General features: G+C 59.3%; 1 protein-coding gene. It reads right to left on the reverse strand.

Going from position 1 to position 1,303, the window contains the following annotated elements:
- Window positions 1-5 precede the first annotated feature (5 nt).
- Entirely contained in the window at window positions 6-1,241 is a 1,236-nt protein-coding gene (locus tag FVW59_RS19505) for an ISL3 family transposase (protein ID WP_342779714.1), read from the reverse strand.
- Between the last annotated feature and the right edge of the window lie 62 nt (window positions 1,242-1,303).

Here is a 1,303-nt window from a genome sequence, read left to right on the forward strand (position 1 = left end):
GGGCTCTACCCCATAAACGGGGGATGGGCATCCATCCGTACCCGATTGATAATGCCATCCCACCCACAGTGGGTCAGTACCCTCAACCGGTAATTCTCAAAGTTTCTGAAGCCGTAGGCCCGTCTCGAGATCATCTCCATCTTGTTGTGGAAACCCTCGGTGATGCCGTTACTCTTGCTGAATCGCCACATGGCGACGATCGGCTCCAGCCAACTGGTCAGCGTCTTTGCCAGGGCTCGCAGAGGGCTGTCTCGCAGCTGATCCATTAGCTCAAGCAACTGCGGCAGCTTCTTCCTCGCTCGCTTGGCTGTGAGCGTCTTCAACAACATGAGGCGAACCAGTCTCTGCTTGGCCACATACAGCTGCTGTAGCACCGGGTACGTCGCCAGGTAGTGCATCAGATTGGCGTGCTGCTCATCGCTCAGGTTCCACTGGTGACGGCGCATCAGGCTGATCAGCCCCCGGTTCCTCCGGCCCTCAGGGTCGTGCTGCTGCCAGACCTTCAGGAAGTGCTGGTTGATCAGGCGAACCACATGAAAACGGTCGGCGACGATGGTGGCGCCGGGGAAGTATTGCCGGGCGATGCTGCGGTAGGTCTCCGACAGATCCATGACGACAACCTGCACATTGCCGCGATCCCTCAGACCCTTCAAATAAGGGCGTAGACTCGGTTCCGAGCGCCCCAGCTTCACATCGAATACCCGGTGCTTGCGCAGGTCCACGAAGGTGGTGGCATAGCCCTTCTTGCGGGTGAAAAAGTGCTCATCGATACCCAGTATCCGGGGGCAGGGCCGGTTGCTCATCTCGGAGCGTTTACGCCCCAGGTGATGCTGATACCACCGCTCCACGGTCGCTGCACTGATCTGGTGGGTCTGGGACAGCTTGCGCAACGTGACGCCGCCATCATGCGCCTCGTACACCTCCATGCGGTAGGCTTCGGAAGACCGATAGCGGGGCCGGATGCCGGCAAACGGGTGTCGAAAATAGCGTCGGCAGCCCCGGCAATGGTACTTGGGAACCCGCAGGTGCAAGGTCAGCACCTGATTGCCCTGGCGGGTGTGCTTCACCGTGCGCCGGTAGGTGGCCTTGATCCTCAGATCATGACCCTGACAGTGCGCACAGGGCGGTCTCCGGTAGGGTTGTGCCCAGACCTCAACGCCCCGGCGCCGCTTGACCCGTACTACCTCCAGCCCAGGTATGCCTATAATGGTTCCTGCGTGGGACATCGGTGTTCTCTCCATTAAACGATCTTCGCAAAATCAGTTTAATGAATGCCGGTGTCCCCCGTTTATGATGAAGAGCC

This window comes from Parahaliea aestuarii, assembly GCF_008064635.1.
GTDB lineage: Bacteria > Pseudomonadota > Gammaproteobacteria > Pseudomonadales > Halieaceae > Parahaliea > Parahaliea aestuarii.

Coding starts and splice junctions, on each gene's coding strand:
- FVW59_RS19505 (WP_342779714.1), bottom strand. CDS start 1,241: ATGGAGAGAACACCGATGTCCCACGCAGGAACCATTATAGGCATACCT.